Source organism: Acinetobacter sp. 'aerobic (ED)', from assembly GCF_904886855.1.
GTDB lineage: Bacteria > Pseudomonadota > Gammaproteobacteria > Pseudomonadales > Moraxellaceae > Acinetobacter > Acinetobacter courvalinii.
Genome location: NZ_CAJHGI010000012.1, coordinates 39099 through 52945 on the forward strand (window position 1 = coordinate 39099; position 13847 = coordinate 52945).

General features: G+C 43.4%; 10 protein-coding genes. 7 read left to right on the top strand and 3 right to left on the bottom strand.

Annotated features, from left to right (window positions below):
• Positions 1-23: 23 nt before the first annotated feature.
• Positions 24-2492, top strand: coding sequence for a DNA topoisomerase (ATP-hydrolyzing) subunit B (gene gyrB, locus JO943_RS17875; RefSeq protein ID WP_199950462.1), 2469 nt, complete (start codon positions 24-26; stop codon positions 2490-2492).
• A gap of 379 nt (positions 2493-2871) precedes the next feature.
• Here the strand turns inward: gyrB and JO943_RS17880 are convergent, their stop codons facing one another.
• Together JO943_RS17880 and JO943_RS17885 are read right to left on the bottom strand one after the other, a co-directional pair.
• Positions 2872-3429 (bottom strand): VTT domain-containing protein, encoded by a 558-nt coding sequence (locus JO943_RS17880; protein WP_005228161.1) that lies wholly within the window; start codon positions 3427-3429, stop codon positions 2872-2874.
• Positions 3430-3765: 336 nt separating this feature from the next.
• Positions 3766-5694, bottom strand: a complete 1929-nt coding sequence (locus tag JO943_RS17885; RefSeq protein WP_202741443.1) for an ATP-binding cassette domain-containing protein — start codon at positions 5692-5694, stop codon at positions 3766-3768.
• A gap of 211 nt (positions 5695-5905) precedes the next feature.
• Here JO943_RS17885 and JO943_RS17890 point away from each other — a divergent pair, with 211 nt between their 5' ends.
• The 5 genes from JO943_RS17890 (at position 5906) to erpA (ending at position 11098) form a co-directional block, all read left to right on the top strand.
• Positions 5906-6913, top strand: coding sequence for a putative solute-binding protein (locus JO943_RS17890; protein WP_202741444.1), 1008 nt, complete (start codon positions 5906-5908; stop codon positions 6911-6913).
• Between the two features lie 213 nt (positions 6914-7126).
• Positions 7127-8128 carry a putative solute-binding protein gene (locus JO943_RS17895; RefSeq protein ID WP_005228154.1) on the top strand — a complete coding sequence of 334 codons (1002 nt, stop codon included), beginning with the start codon at positions 7127-7129 and terminating at the stop codon, positions 8126-8128.
• 216 nt (positions 8129-8344) lie between these two features.
• Positions 8345-9352, top strand: coding sequence for a putative solute-binding protein (locus tag JO943_RS17900; RefSeq protein WP_032871454.1), 1008 nt, complete (start codon positions 8345-8347; stop codon positions 9350-9352).
• A gap of 282 nt (positions 9353-9634) precedes the next feature.
• The gene (locus tag JO943_RS17905) at positions 9635-10639 is read left to right on the top strand and encodes a putative solute-binding protein (RefSeq protein WP_005281613.1); all 1005 of its coding nucleotides are present in this window, start codon (positions 9635-9637) and stop codon (positions 10637-10639) included.
• Between the two features lie 123 nt (positions 10640-10762).
• On the top strand, positions 10763-11098 hold the full coding sequence (gene erpA, locus JO943_RS17910; RefSeq protein ID WP_005281616.1) for an iron-sulfur cluster insertion protein ErpA: 336 nt from the start codon (positions 10763-10765) through the stop codon (positions 11096-11098).
• 55 nt (positions 11099-11153) lie between these two features.
• Here erpA and JO943_RS17915 read toward each other — a convergent pair whose 3' ends face one another.
• Complete coding sequence (locus tag JO943_RS17915; RefSeq protein WP_202741445.1) at positions 11154-12287, bottom strand: anhydro-N-acetylmuramic acid kinase; 1134 nt, start codon at positions 12285-12287, stop codon at positions 11154-11156.
• A gap of 61 nt (positions 12288-12348) precedes the next feature.
• On the opposite strand from JO943_RS17915, the gene tyrS reads away from it, so the two are divergent.
• Positions 12349-13581, top strand: a complete 1233-nt coding sequence (tyrS, locus tag JO943_RS17920; RefSeq protein WP_009506246.1) for a tyrosine--tRNA ligase — start codon at positions 12349-12351, stop codon at positions 13579-13581.
• Positions 13582-13847: the final 266 nt, after the last annotated feature.

The following is a 13847-nucleotide window of genomic DNA, read 5'->3' on the forward strand; positions in this document are numbered from 1 at the left end:
TAGATATTTACTAGGGAGTAACCATGAGTTCAGAGTCTCAATCAGTCTCTCAAACAGAACAAACAAATGAAAAGGCTTATGATTCCTCTAGTATTAAAGTATTACGTGGATTAGACGCGGTTCGTAAACGTCCGGGCATGTATATCGGTGACACCGATGACGGTACCGGTTTGCACCATATGGTGTTTGAGGTGGTGGATAATGCCATCGATGAAGCTTTGGCAGGTCATTGTGACGAAATCCTAGTGACCATTCATGAAGATGAATCAGTCAGTGTCTCGGATAATGGTCGTGGTATTCCAACCGACATTCACCCTGAAGAAGGGGTGTCTGCCGCAGAAGTTATTCTGACCATTCTGCATGCGGGTGGTAAGTTCGATGACAACAGCTATAAAGTGTCGGGCGGTTTACACGGCGTTGGTGTTTCGGTAGTAAATGCGCTCTCTAAGAAATTGCATTTGACCATTCAACGCGCAGGTAAAATCCATGAGCAGGAATATGCACATGGTGATCCGCAATATCCATTGAAAGTTGTCGGTGAAACTGACCAATCCGGTACCACCGTGCGTTTCTGGCCAAGTGAATTGACCTTTAGCCAAACCATTTTCAGTGTGGATATTCTGGCACGCCGTTTAAGAGAACTTTCATTCCTGAATGCCGGTGTACGTATCGTATTGCGTGACGAGCGCGTGAATCTTGAGCACGTTTACGATTATGAAGGTGGGTTATCCGAGTTCGTTAAATATATTAACGAAGGTAAAACCCATCTGAATGATATCTTCCATTTCACCACAGATGCAGATAACGGTATTGGCGTTGAAGTGGCATTGCAGTGGAATGATAGCTATCAAGAGAATGTGCGTTGCTTTACCAACAATATTCCGCAAAAAGATGGTGGTACCCACCTTGCAGGTTTCCGTGCAGCATTGACCCGTGGCTTAAACAGCTACATGGAAAATGAAAGCTTACTGAAAAAAGAAAAAGTGGCCGTGACCGGTGACGATGCACGTGAAGGCTTAACTGCCATCATTTCAGTAAAAGTGCCTGATCCAAAATTCTCTTCACAAACCAAAGAAAAACTGGTGTCGAGTGAAGTGAAACCTGCGGTCGAGCAGGCCATGAACAAAGAGTTCTCGGCTTATCTGCTGGAAAATCCGCAAGCAGCGAAATCGATTGCTGGCAAGATTATTGATGCCGCTCGTGCGCGTGATGCCGCTCGTAAAGCGCGTGAAATGACACGCCGTAAGAGCGCGTTAGACATCGCTGGTTTGCCAGGTAAACTGGCAGACTGTCAGGAAAAAGACCCAGCATTGTCGGAACTGTATCTGGTCGAGGGTGACTCTGCGGGCGGTAGTGCCAAACAAGGTCGTAACCGTAAAATGCAGGCGATTTTACCGTTGAAAGGTAAGATCCTGAACGTTGAACGTGCGCGTTTTGACAAGATGATTTCCAGTCAGGAAGTGGGAACTTTAATTACCGCTTTGGGCTGTGGTATCGGACGTGAAGAATACAATCCGGACAAATTACGTTATCACAAAATCATTATCATGACCGATGCGGACGTGGATGGTTCACATATTCGTACCTTGTTATTGACTTTCTTCTTCCGTCAAATGCCGGAACTGGTTGAGCGTGGCTATATCTATATTGCCCAGCCACCATTGTACAAGTTGAAGAAAGGCAAGCAAGAGCAGTACATCAAAGATAATGATGCGCTTGAAACCTTCCTGATCTCCAATGCGATTGATGAGCTGTCCTTGCATGTGAGTGCGGATGCACCTGCGATTAATGGTTCTGCATTGGCCAGTGTGATTGCCGATTATCAGGTATCACAAAAAAGCTTACAGCGCTTAACGCAACGTTATCCGGCAAGTTTACTGGATGGCTTACTGGAGCTGGATGCTTTCAAAGGCGATCATAACCATGAACGTGACTATGTTGAAGCATGGGCTGAGCAATTACGTGTAGCGATTGAAAAGTTGCAACCAAGCCTGCGTCCTGAAATTAGCTTGGAAGCATTTGAACGTGAAAATGCACAAGGTGAGAAATCAGCGCATTATTGGCCACGTGTGACGGTCTATGTGCATAACTTACCGCATTCTTATTTACTGGATGCCGGTTTGCTCAATTCTGCCGAGTACGCACGTTTGCTGAAGAACTCGAAGAGCTGGTTTAAATTGCTTGAAGAGGGGGCTTATCTGCAAAAAGGTGAGCGTCGTATTCAGGTCAGCAATTTCCACCAGGTGTGGCAGCACATTTTACAAGACTCGCGCCGCGGCATGATGATCCAGCGCTATAAAGGTTTGGGTGAGATGAACGCTGAGCAGCTTTGGGAAACGACCATGGACCCTGAAAACCGTAATATGTTACAGGTGACCATTGATGATGCGATCGAAGCAGATCGGATGTTCTCATGCTTAATGGGCGATGATGTAGAACCACGTCGTGCCTTCATTGAAGAAAATGCATTAAATGCAGATATTGATGCTTAATCAGTTTAGGCATCAATAATATGTAAAAAGCGCTTATCTTTTGCGTTGCTGTAAAAGATAAGCGCTTCACCCTGTAACCAAAACTGGAAGCGGGGTAATGATTAAAATAATAATATTTGCGGTAGCATCCCTCACCAGTATGTCGATTATTCTTTATGTACTATATAACTATTTGATATATTTCTCTTATTTTTGTTTATGTAATATTGTTTTTTTACAGTGATTCTCCCTTTTTTTATTTTTCTTGGCATAAATATTTAGCCTGTCTTTTACATTTTTTCTAGGTTCCACGTGAAACCTGACATAGAATAAATGGATTAAAAAAAGCAGGAAAGACGAACTTTCCTGCTAAATCATACAATACTGTATTAAAAGGGGATTAACTTTCTACAAAATCACTGACCTGAATTAAGGCATGACCAAACAGGTAACCTGCTGTCACCAGTACGCTGATCCAGAGAAAAGCCCCCAGAATGTTATACATCACAAAATGGGTATAATTCATATTGCTCGAACCTGCAGCCAAAGGCGCGAAAGAACGTGCAAAAGGAATAAAACGCGCCAATAGAATGGTTTTTCCGCCATGTTTCAGGAAAAACACATTGGTTTTTTGTAGATATTCCTGCTTGATAAAGCGTGATTTCATATTGAAAATACGGTCACCAAAATGACGGCCGATATGGTAATTGACCATATAACCCAATGCTGCGGCAAAGAACAGCAAACTGATCATATAACCTAAATGCATTATTTCAACCACTGAACACAATGCACCGACTGTCAGCAATAAACTATCACCGGGTAAGAAGAACATGAAAACAAAGGCTGTTTCTGAAAAAATAATTAAGAAGAGGATAAAATAGATCCATAAACCATATTCTTGCACCAAAACGGGCAGAATATGCTCAAAATTAAAAATAAAATCTAAAGAATTCATTCAGTTTGTATGATCCAAAATAGAGTACTCACCAAATTAAAGTACAAAAAAATGTGAAATGAATTTAACCCTCAGGATTCATTCGTCAGTTATAACATTACAACAATGGGAGCTGAGTATATCGAGCCTGAACCCAAAGCTCAATTTTCTACGAAAATTCCAGTTTTACCTTATCTTAAATTATCGACAGAATCATGACATTTTTGATGATATTCATAGTGTTTTTAAGTATCTGCTCACTATGGTTAGGTTTTATCAAAATCATTTTTATTCAGTGTCGAGGCCTGAAAAGATGAGATCCATACCTGTTTCAGTTACAGATATAGATCATTCATGTTATTCAGCAAATGAGCTTTCCAGTTCTTCCAGCTCCATCATCAATTCTAAAAGCTGTTCCTCAAATTGCTCCAGTTTGGCTTTTAGCTCATTTTGTTCATTCATGAGTTTCATCAAGTCTTCTTTGCGACTTGCTTCGTATAAAGCACTGTCTGCCAGCGCCTGTTCGATATTTGCCAGACGGGGCTGTACCTTTTCGATCTGAGCTTCGACTTTTTCAATATTTTTACGAATAGGGCGCGTCATTTCACGGCGGCGTGCCGCTTCTTTACGTTGCGCTTCCTTATCGATCTTCACGGCTGGAGCTTGAGTGGCCACGCTTTGTTGCTGCCCGGCACTTTGTGCATTGATCTGTTGTTGGCGTGCTTCACGTAACCATTTGGCATAGTCTTGCAAATCACCTTCAAATTCGGTGCATTTGCCTGCATGCACCAGTAATAGATCATCACAGACGCTGGCGATCAACTGACGTTCATGCGAGACCAGCACCACAGCGCCTTCAAAATCCTGCAGCGCCATCGTCAGGGCATGACGCATATCCAGATCTAAATGGTTAGTCGGTTCATCCAGAATCAGCACGTTTGGACGCTGCCATACGATTAAGGCCAGTGCCAGACGTGCGCGTTCGCCTCCAGAGAAGCTTTCACATGGGGTGTCCATACGTTCACCGCTAAAGCCAAATCCACCCAGAAAGGCGCGTAACGCAGCTTCACTGATTTTTTTATCCGCAATACGGGCCAGTTGCAGCATTGGGCTGGCATTGGCATCCAAAGCATCCATCTGGTGCTGGGCAAAATATCCGATATTTAATAATTCAGAAGCTTTACGTTCACCTGCAAGTAACGGTAAATCCCCGACCAAAGTTTTGATCAGTGTTGATTTACCCGCGCCGTTCATCCCCAGTAAACCGATCCGTGAGCTTGGGGTGATTTGCAGGCGAATCTTTTCGGCAATGATTTTATCGCCGTAACCAATGCTTGCAGCATCTAAACTGAGTAATGGTGAACTCATTTTGGTAGGTTCACGGAAACTAAAGGTAAATGGTGTATCGACATGCGCAGGGGCGAGCTGTTGCATGCGCTCTAGCTGTTTAATGCGGCTTTGTGCCTGACGGGCTTTGGTGGCTTTGGCTTTAAAGCGATCAATAAACTTTTGTAAGTGGGCACGGGTTTCTTGCTGCTTCTCAAAGGCTTGTTGTTGTTGTGCCAAACGTTCGCTGCGGGTGGTTTCAAAGGTTGAGTAATTGCCGGTATACAGCGTCAGTTCCTGATTTTCGATATGCAGAATATGATCAGTAATTGCGTCCAGGAAGTCACGGTCATGCGAAATCAGAACCAGTGTTCCTTCATAGGCTTTTAGCCAGTCTTCTAACCACAGGATTGCATCTAAATCCAAGTGGTTGGTCGGTTCGTCCAGTAATAACAGGTCTGAACGACTCATCAGAGTACGGGCTAGGTTTAAACGCATACGCCAACCCCCAGAGAAACTGGCGACATTTAAACGGATTTGATGATCCAGAAAGCCTAAGCCAGCCATCAATTGCGCTGCTTTGGCGGGGGCGGCATAGCCGTGGATTTCATCAAAACGGCCATGCAGACGGGCAAGCTCATCATTACTGAGCTGATCAGGATGGGCTAATTTTTCTTGAATCTCCCAATATTCCTCATCGCCAGAAAGGACAAAATCAATTGCAGGCATTTCCAGCGCTTTAATTTCTTGCGCCATGTGTGCCACGGTCCACACTGCCGGACGGCTTAAATTACCTTCATCTGCGCCCAATTCACCTAAAAATGCTGCAAATAAAGTTGATTTACCTGCGCCATTGACACCAGTCAGACCAATTTTCCAGCCAGGATGAAGCTGCATTGAGGCTTTTTCGAACAGGACGCGCCCACCACGGCGTAATGAAACTTGGTCAAATTGGATCATGAGCATGCAAAATAGCGAATAGATAGCTGCATTTTAAGGTGATCACCCATGAATGCAAATTTTATATTGCAGATTAAGGCAGACATCATCATTTCACCCGCTTATTATAAAATAGAGTAAATGCTCTATTTTTGTGATGAAAATCAGATTATGATTTAAAATCTAGGAAAAACAACACATCACATCAAAAAGAGTCAACTAGGACGGGGCAATGAAGAAGGGAATTCTGGCATTGGGAGCCATGCTGATGCTGGCTATCAATACACAGGCCAGTGCTGCAACTAAAATTTGTGTATTTGATCTTATGGGGAAATCAGGCGAAGCCTACAAGGCCATGCAAGAATGGGCCTTAGCCGCAAGCGCATGGCAGGGTGAAATCAATCTGGTCAGCTATCAGAATGAGGCGATGGCTGAACATGATTTTGAACAAGGTCGTTGCGAGGGTGTGTATATGACCTCAATGCGTGCACGTGCCTATAACAAGTTTGCAGGCTCTGTCGATGCGATTGGCGCGGTACCCAGCTATGCCATTGCACAGAAAGCGATTAGTTTTGCTTTGGACAAGCGAAACCAGCGCCGTTTAATCAGTCAGGTCGCGAATCAAAGCTATGAAGTGGCAGGGATCTCACAAATTGGTCTGGCCTATATCTTTGTCAAAGACAAAAGAATGAACAGCATTGAACAAATCCGGGGCAAGAAGTTTGCAGTCTTGGGCTATGACGAAGCGCAAAAAATTGTGGTCAGGAGTCTTGGCGGGCAAGCTGTACTTTCCGATATCTCGGATATTGCCAAGAAATTTAATCAAGGGCAGGCCGATATCATGGCAGCGCCAGCCTATGCCTATAAACCACTGGAAATTTATAAAGGTTTGGGCAATGACGGTGCGATCATTACTTTTCCTGCGGTCAACATGACCATGGATCTGATTATTCGACCTGAAAAATTCACGACCAACTTTGGGCAAAACTCACGACAGTGGTTTCTCAGTCGGCTTAATCGCAATTTTGCCTTAATCCAGCGAATCGAAGCGGAATTACCTGCCAAATATAAAATCAGTCTGGATCAGGAAGACAAAACCCGTTATCAACGCATCTTGCGTGAAGCACGGATTGATCTGACCAAACGTGGAATTTACGATGCCAGCATGATGAACGTACTCAAACGGGCACGTTGTACCGTCGACCGGACTAATTTTGAATGTACCTTAGGTGGAGAATAAATAGAGTCCACCCTCTAGTGATGAGTAATCGGGGGCAAACAGCCCTTCTCAAAAAAGAGTTGGCTTAAATTGTCAAACTGTGATCAATAGTGTTAAAAGTCAGGAAAACCCGACGTATGTATATAAAAGCACTATGCTTTTAAACAAAAGCTGACTATATTGATCTGGCACTGATGGAAAATTGTGCAATATAGGGTAGAAAGGGAAAACAAGATGAAAAAAGGACTTTGGGCATTGAGTGCTACGGCGCTCTTGGTCACGGCGACTCCTGCACAGGCAAAACAGGACATTTGCGTATTTGATTTATTGGGTAAGGCTGGGGAGTCTTATAAGCTGGTCGAAGAATGGAAGCTTGCTGCCAAGACCTGGCAAGGGGACGTTGAATTAATTCCTTATCAGGATGAGGAAAAGGCAGAAAAAGATTTTGATGCCGGCAAGTGCGACGGGGTATATATGACCTCGATGCGGGCGCGTAAATATAATAAATTTGCAGGTTCTGTCGATGCTGTCGGGGCAGTCACCAGTAATGCCATTGCACAGAAAGCGATTAGTTATGTACTGGATAAACGCAATCAGCATCGTTTAACTGCAACAATGAATGGTGAAAAATTCGAAGTTGCCGGCATTATTCAGGTCGGGCTGGCCTACATTTTTGTTCGTGATAAAAAGATCGACACCATAGAAAAGGCCAAAGGCAAGAAATTTGCGTATTTACATTATGATCAGGCACAAAAAGCGATTGTTGAAAGTATTGATCTGGTGGCAGTACCATCGGATATCTCTGATTTTGTAAAAAAATTCAATAGCGGGCAGGTCGATGTGATTGCTGCACCTGCCTATGCCTATAAACCTCTGGAAATCAGTAAGGGACTGGCCAATGGTGCGCTGTTTAATTTCCCTGTGGTCAATATTACCGGTGACCTGATTATTCGCCCGGAAAAATTTCCTGCAGGTTTTGGTCCGCAATCACGTAAATGGTTCGTCAATAAATTGCCGAGTAACTTTGCCATGGTGCAACGTTTAGAAGCAGGCATGAATGCCAAAAAAATTACCTTGACCAATGAAGATAAAACCCGTTATCAAAAAATGTTGCGTGATGGACGCATGAATTTAACCAAGCAAGGCGTGTATGATGCGAGTATGATGAATGTACTCAAACGCGCCCGTTGTACGGTAGAACGGACCAATTTTGAATGTACCCTGAGTGGCGAATAAAACAGGAGAACAACAAGCAATAGATAATTTGATACACAAACTTAGGCATATATAACAAAAATGCCTATTAAAATAATAGAAAGAGATAAAAGAGGGTAAAAAATAAACAATCCAGTCATAAAAATAGAGTAGAAGCTCTATTTTTTTTCAAAAAACATGATTAATATTTGCTTCGAACAAGGAGACAAACATAAAGTTTGTGAAAGGATGAAAAATATGAAAAAAATGGCACTTGCTCTTGCAGCAACTTCGATCTTTGGTGTATCTGCTTCTACTCAAGCAGCAATTGACGTGTGTGTATTCGACTTATTAGGAAAGTCAGGTGAATCATACAAAATGATGCAGGACTGGGCACTCGCAGCGAAAGGCTGGGGCGCTGATGTCAACCTGCTTGCAATCACGGATGAACAGGTTGCAGACAATAACTTTAAAGCGGGTAAATGTGCTGCTGTAGCAATGACAGCAATGCGTGCTCGTCCATATAACAAATTTGCGGGTTCTGTTGACTCGCTTGGTGGTGCGCCAAGTAATGCGGTAGCACAACGTGCAATTACCTATGTTCTTGATGCGCGTAATGCTGCAAAAATGACCACCAATTTAGGTGGTAACAAATACGAAGTTGCGGGTATCTCTCCGCTAGGTGCTGCTTACATTTTCGTACGTGACAAGAGCATTAACTCAATTGAAAAAGCAGCGGGTAAAAAATTCGCGGTATTGGGTTATGACGATGCGCAAAAAATCATGGTACAACGCGTAGGCGCGCAAGCGGTTCTTTCTGACATCTCAAACTTCGCTGCGAAATTCAACAATGGTCAGGTTGATATGGTGGGTGCACCTGCTTATGCCTACAAACCATTAGAGTTAAGCAAAGGTTTGGGCGCGAATGGTGCAATGTTTAGCTTCCCAGTATTACAAGTGACTGCTGATCTTGTGATTCGTCCAGAAAAATTCCCTGCTGGTTTTGGTCAAAAATCTCGTGACTACTTCGTGAAACAATTGCCAAAAGCTTTTGCCATGATCAAACGTTACGAGTCTGAAATCCCAGCAAAATACAAAATGAACTTAAGTGCTGAAGATAATCTGAAATACCAAAAACTGTTACGTGACGGTCGTATGGATCTTACTAAACGCGGTATTTACGATGCTGGCATGATGTCTGTATTGAAGAAAGCACGTTGTTCGGTAGACAAAGCAAACTTTGAATGTGCATTACCGGGTGAATAATCCTTAATTGCCATAAAGCGTACTTAAAGCCTAGATTCATCTAGGCTTTTGGTTTTTTTACCACTGTCATTTGAGTCATTGTGTTTAGATTGAAAGATCGTAATGATAGAAATATATAAAAACCAGATGGAATCTTGAAAGATCGAAAGCAGGTTTGGTCTGGACAATGAAACATGACTGCATAACAACATAGATTTATTTGAAATCTGAACAGGATGGACCAGGATTTTAAATTTGGGTGTGGTGCAACAACAATTAGCATAGATGCAAAGGAACAATAAAATGCAATGGTTTAAAACCTTATTACTTGCAACAGGGATCGCGGCGGCATCTGCGGGTGCTCAGGCCAAACAAACAATTTGTGTATTCGATATCGTCGGCAAAAGCGGTGATGTGTATGCCTTGATGAAAGATTATCAACTGGCTGCAAAAAACTGGGGCGCAGATATTGAGCTTAAAGTGGGCACCAATGAAGCGGTTATTGCTGAAGATTTCAAAGCAGGTAAATGTGATGGGGTCAGTATCACAGGGATGCGTGGTCGTCAGTTTAACCCGTTTACAGGTTCACTGGATGCGATTGGAGCGATTACTGATCTTAAACTCGCCGTGAAAGTCATGCAGGGCCTTGCGAGTCCAACCTTTGCTAAAGCCATGGTCAATGGCAAATATGAAGTGGTGGGGGTGATTCCTGTCGGTGATGCCTACTTATTGGTAAATGACCGTAATATCAATACTGTTGCTAAAGCTGCGGGCAAGAAAATCGCCGTACTGGACTATGATGAAGCACAAAAAATCATGGCTTCACAGGTCGGTGCACAAGCAGTGAGCTCAGATATTACTAACTTTGGCGCTAAATTTAATAACGGACAGGTCGATATCATTGGTGCACCAGCCGCTGCATTTAAGCCGTTGGAACTCTATAAGGGTTTAGGCAGCAAAGGCGCAATTGTGAATTATCCAATCTTGCAGGTGACGGGCAACCTGATTATTCATCCTGATAAATTTCCAACAGGCTTTGGCCAAAAATCTCGTGAATGGGTGAAAGCGCAATTACCACGCGCGTTTGGTATTCTGGGCAAAATGAAAGCAGACATTCCTCAAAAATACTGGATGGAAGTGCCTGCCGCAGACAAGCCTGGCTATCAAAAACTGATGCGTGAAGCGCGTATCAACCTGACCGCTAAAGGGATTTATGACAAGCGGATGATGAAATTATTATGGCAATTCCGTTGCCGTGAAGATGCCAAGAATTTTGAATGTGGCTTACAAGACGAAAACTACAAGTAAACTTGTAAAAAGTCATTAAGCGCACTTTAAAACTTCAAATACAGACCCGATATTGAGTATGCTATACTACATATCGGGTCTTTTATTTATGAAAGACGTATTGAAGTCTGAGGAATATCCATCATGAACGCCCAAGCTCTAGAATTGTCAGATAATGCTGCCAACAAAGTTCGCCAACTACGCGAAAGTGAAGGGAATAACGACCTTATGTTACGCGTATATGTAACGGGTGGCGGATGTTCAGGTTTCTCTTACGGCTTTAACTTTGCTGAAAGTGTCAATGAAGATGATGCTGAATTTGTGAATGGCGATGTGAAAATGCTGGTCGATTCACTCAGCTATCAATATCTGGTCGGTTCAGTGGTTGATTATCTGGAAGGACTGGAAGGTTCACGTTTTGTGGTGCAAAACCCGAATGCGACCACGACCTGTGGCTGTGGTTCATCTTTCTCGATTTAATAGATTCTTGTTGTCATAAAAAAAAGCTTCTCCAGTTGAGAAGCTTTTTTTATTCTTATACCACGGTGATGGTCCCTAAAATACGATCACCTGATGCACCGGTCACTGCGGGAAGATTGCCACTCAACTGTTCTACGAATCGCATTGCTAACCAGGCAAACGCTGCTGCTTCTACCCATGTTGGCGCTAAACCCAGCGCATCTGTGGTTTGTACCGACCAGTTATGTTTACGCAAGCGCCAGCGCAACTGTTCAAGTAAATGCGAGTTATACGCTCCACCACCACATACGTAGATTTCGCCTGTCGGCATCGCCTCTTTGCTGCGATAAATGGCTTTCTTAATGGCACGTGTGGTTAGTTTCATCAAGGTAGCCTGAACATTTTCTGGCGTGTCTTCCAGTTCGTCATAGCCCAGGTCATTGCGCCAGTCACTGAGCTGTTCGTCTAGCCATTCCAGATTAAAGTCTTCACGACCCGTACTTTTTGGCGGTTCTTTGGCAAAAAACTCATGGCTTTGCAAACGATCTAATAGCGAGCGAATCGGATTACCATAGGCTGCCCAGTCGCCATTTTCATCATAAGGATGACCGGTATGACGATGGCACCAGCCATCCATCAAGATATTGGCCGGGCCTGTATCAAAGCCATAAACGCCGTCTGCATTGTTGGCAGGCAACATACTGATATTGGCAATCCCGCCTAAGTTTAGAATCACACGATGAATACTGTCATGCTGAAACAACGCCTGATGGAACGCCGGAACTAAGGGTGCACCTTGCCCGCCAGCAGCCATATCGCGTCGGCGGAAATCCGAAACCACGGGCAGTTGTGTGATTTCAGTGATGATATTCGGATCACCAATTTGCAAGGTAAAGCCATGCTCAGGACGATGACGAATAGTTTGCCCATGTGAGCCGATGGCTTTAATTTGCGTGCGGTCTAAATTATTTTTCTCAATCAGTTGATTGATGCCGTGCCCGATCATTTGTGCCAAAGCGACATCGGCTTTACCCATACGGTCAATTTCATTGTCGTCAGGCAGCGTTAATGCCATCAATTCATCACGCAATTCTGGCTCAAAAGGCACGGTGAGTGTGGCATGCAGTGTTAAAGGATCGAATGAAGTTGCAACAATATCAACACCATCCATGCTCGTGCCTGTCATTACACCAATATAGATCGCGCTCATATACAACTTATCCTGCAAGATGCTGAAAAAATGTTAGTATATCGCACAAATTGAATAACTGATGTGTTTAGGTTTTGTGATGTCAAATTTCTTGCCAGCCGAAGAACAGCTTGCTCTCATTCAACGAGGCACGCACGAGATTATCTCTGAAGAAGATTTACTGAAAAAACTGAAAGAGAATCGTCCTCTCCGTGTAAAAGCAGGCTTTGACCCTACGGCTCCTGATTTACACTTGGGACATACTGTTCTGATCAATAAATTAAAAACCTTTCAGGATTTAGGTCATGAAGTGACTTTCCTGATTGGTGACTATACAGCCATGATCGGTGACCCAACGGGTAAGAGCGCAACGCGTCCGCCGTTGTCACAAGAGCAGGTCATTGCCAATGCAAAAACCTACCAAGAACAAGTTTTTAAAATCCTAGATCCAAATAAAACCAAAGTCCGTTTTAACTCAGAATGGTTTAGTCAAAAAACCGCTGCTGATTTAATCCAGTTGGCAAGCCAGCAAACGGTATCGCGTATGTTAGAACGTGATGATTTCACCAAGCGTTATAACAACCATCAGCCGATTGCGATTCATGAGTTTCTCTACCCATTGGTACAAGGCTATGACTCGATTGCGCTTGAAGCCGATGTCGAATTAGGCGGAACAGACCAGACGTTTAACTTGTTGATGGGCCGTACCTTACAAGGTCGCTATGGTCAAGAATCACAAGTGTGTATCACTGTGCCAATTCTTGAAGGTTTAGATGGCGTTAATAAGATGTCTAAATCTTTAGGCAACTATATTGGTGTGTTCGACACGCCAGGCGCGATGTACCAAAAAATCCTGTCGATGCCAGATAGCCTGATTGAGCGCTACTTTGATTTACTCAGCTTTAAATCACTGGATGAAATCAAAGTCTTGCTTGATGAGATGGCTGCGGGTCGTAACCCACAAGAGATCAAACGTATTTTGGCACTTGAGCTGGTGGAACGTTTTCATGATGCAGAAGCGGCAGAAAATGCTCATAAAAGTGCAGGTAACCGTGTAACTGAAGGTGAAGTGCCAGAAGATACCCCTGAAGTAACGATTTCTCGTGGCGAGTTTGGTGGCGAGTTGTTTATTGCAACTATTCTGCGCGTGGCAGGTTTAAACCCGAATGCTGCTGCTGCAAAAGACGCGGTGGGTCGTGGTGCGGTTAAAGTCGACTGGAATGTGGTGGATATGAGCTACTCTGTCAAAGAAAACGTCACTTTAATCATTCAGTCAGGTAAAAAAGCGATTGCACGTGTGACTTTCACCGACTAAATCGAAATAAAAATTATAAAAAGCAGGCCCAGAGCCTGCTTTTTATACGTATATAGATGATAAAAACAACGAAAACATCAGTTTTGTTGAAAAAAGAAACATGCAAAAGAAAATAATAAAAAACAGGGTTGCATCCGGTCTGAAATGCTGTAGAATGCACATCCATCGGCGGTGATGCAGATAAAAACTTGTTGAGAAACAAGGGTTTGGCTAAAATGGTTAGATTCTTGAGTTGGTTGATAAGTTTGCTAAATATCTAAATTACC